At 74.1% G+C, this 2,455-nt stretch carries 2 protein-coding genes and 1 pseudogene; 1 reads left to right on the plus strand and 2 read right to left on the minus strand.

The window, feature by feature from the left end; translation table 11 throughout:
* The coding region (locus ACWF94_RS38615; protein ID WP_453499671.1) for a helix-turn-helix domain-containing protein at positions 1-758 on the plus strand (758 nt) is incomplete at its 5' end.
* Between the two features lie 235 nt (positions 759-993).
* Here the strand turns inward: ACWF94_RS38615 and ACWF94_RS38620 are convergent.
* Both ACWF94_RS38620 and ACWF94_RS38625 read right to left on the minus strand, forming a co-directional pair.
* The gene (locus ACWF94_RS38620; RefSeq protein ID WP_453499673.1) at positions 994-1,413 is read right to left on the minus strand and encodes a hypothetical protein; all 420 of its coding nucleotides are present in this window, start codon (positions 1,411-1,413) and stop codon (positions 994-996) included.
* A 420-nt stretch (positions 1,414-1,833) separates the two neighbouring features.
* Positions 1,834-2,455: pseudogene (locus tag ACWF94_RS38625) on the minus strand (hypothetical protein); the annotation flags it as partial.

Raw genomic sequence — 2,455 nt, forward strand, 5'->3', positions numbered from 1 at the left:
GGCGTGAGCGCCGCCGGGTGAGCCAGCTCGAACTGGCCCTGCGCGCCGACTCCTCGTCCCGCCACATCAGCTTCATCGAGACGGGCCGCTCCCGCCCCAGCGAGGAGATGATCCTCCGGCTCGCCGAACACCTCGACGTCCCCGTACGGGAACGCAACTCCCTGCTACTGGCCGCCGGTTACGCCCCCCGGTACACCGAGACCTCGCTCGACGATCCGTCGCTGGGGGCCCTGCGGGAGGGGCTTGAGCGGCTGCTCCACGGCTATGAGCCCTATCCGGCCCTGATCGTCGACGGTGTCTACAACGTCCTCGCGGCCAACCGGGGCATCGCCATGCTGATCGAGGGTCTGCCCGACCACCTCCTCGCGCCGCCGCTGAACGCGATGCGGGTGACCCTGCACCCGGAGGGCCTCGCCCCCCGTATCCGCAATCTGCGCGCGTGGCGCGGCCATCTGATGGCCCAGATGGAGCGCCAGATCGCGCTCGCCCGCTCCGACGCGCTGCGCGAGCTGTACGAGGAGGTGGTCGCCTATCCCCTGTCGGGGACGGACGACGCCGAGGACCGGGCGGACCCGGTGCCGTACCCCCTGTTCGCGCTGCCGATGCGGATCGAGCACGACGGGCGGGTGCTGTCCTTCGTGTCGTCCATCTCGACCTTCAACACCCCGATGGATGTGACGGTCGCCGAGCTGGCCATCGAGACCTTCCTCCCGGCCGACCCGGCGACGGTCAAGTACCTCCAGTCCCTCACGCCCTAGAGAGTGTCGTCAAAGTAGCGTCGTCCGCCCGGAGGGCGGGCCTGGCGGGGTCTGGTGCGTGCGATCGCAAGGCGGAGGAGGGAGTCCACGCGGTGGGGGTACCTCCCACGCCCCTGGGCGTAGGGGGCCGTAGGCGACTGACGACAACGCAGCGTGGGGGTACCACCCGGGCCGCCAGGCCCAGGGGGAGTGCGTGCCAGGGCACGGCGGGCAGACGGGACTTTGACGACACGACCTAGGCCCTGGCGACAACCCGCAGGCAGGCCCACTGAAGGGCGGCGAAGCCGCCGACGGTCAGCGCCTGGAGCGGGACCCAGACCGTACCGGCGGTGGTCGGGTCGAGCCAGAGCGCGAGCGCCACCAGGCTGGCGGCCACCCACACCAGGTTGCAGTCGATGACCACCTTCACCCCCGGCACCGACGGGCGGGCCCGGGCCCCGAGGAGGCCGACGGCGATCCCGTACCCGGTGAGAAAGAGGCCCAGGCCGAGGAGCAGGGTCTCGTCGACCCCGAGCAGCCGCCCGATGGGACCGGGGGCGACGGCGTACGCCACTCCGTTGGCCCCCGTGACGAGGGCGTCCAGGAACAGGATGCGGCGCAGCATCGTCTGCGGCTCGGTGGTGCGGGCGATGCCTGCGAGCAGGGTTGCGGACATGGCGGATCAGCCTCCAGCGGGATCGGACGACCTGGGTCGGCGACACGAACCCCGGACGGAGTGCGCCGCCCGGGATCCGGTGCGGTAAGACTGCCGGTCGGGGGCGGACGGGTCGATTACGCCGGAGGTAATGGGATCGCCCCCGGGGCGTCGGGCGCGCGGCTGTCGCCCGCAGCGTGCGGGCGTGCCCCCGGGCGGAGCGGGGGCGGGGGCGCGCGCCCCGGGCGGCACGGGGCCTTCGCCGGTGCTCTGTCCCGGACCGGCACTCCGCGCGCTGGCGGGCCCCGGCGGGCCCCGGGGAACCCCGGGCGCCTCAACCGCCGGCGGGGCCCGTTTCCCAGGCTCTCGCCGGTCCGGGTGCCCCCGGGCGAATCCGGGGCTCGGGGCGCGGAGCACCGGGGCCGGTCCCCGTGCCGGGGGTCAGTTCGCGTCGGCGCTGTCCGGGGCAGGCACGGCCTCCTGGGGGCCGAGCGGCACCTGGGGGCCCGTGCACTCGCGCAGCCAGCGCCGCAGCACCCGGTGGACCCGCTCGGCGCCGATGAGTTCGGCGCCGTCGTCGACGGGCGGGGAGAGATCGGTGGGCGACAGGAGGAAGGGCGCCGACTGCTCCCCGCCGAGGCCGCCGTGGGAGCCGATCTGCGGCTCGAAGGCGTGCACCCGGCCCGTCTCCGGGTCGTACATCGAGTTGACCATGATGTCGGCGACATGCGGGAAGGAGTCGGTGCGGCGTACGGCGTCGGCCGCGCCCTTGCCGAATCCCGCCAGCGGCCCGGCGTCGGTCAGTTCGGCGATGGGCACCTCGGCCCCGCCGGGGCCGAGCACCACCGAGCCGTACTCCTCGCTGCGCACCAGCAGAAACCCCACCCCGGGGTGGTTGGCGAGGGTGCTCAGCAACGCCGGGTGGCGGGCCTCGATCTGCTCCCGGCTCAGCCGGGTGGGCACATCGGGGAACGAGATCAGCGCGAGATTGCCGGAGGCCAGGACGACGGGGTCGGCGCCGGGCCCGGACGCGGGCGCGGGCTCGCCCTCCTCCAGCCTGCGG

The sequence above is a fragment of the Streptomyces sp. NPDC055078 genome, assembly GCF_053607985.1.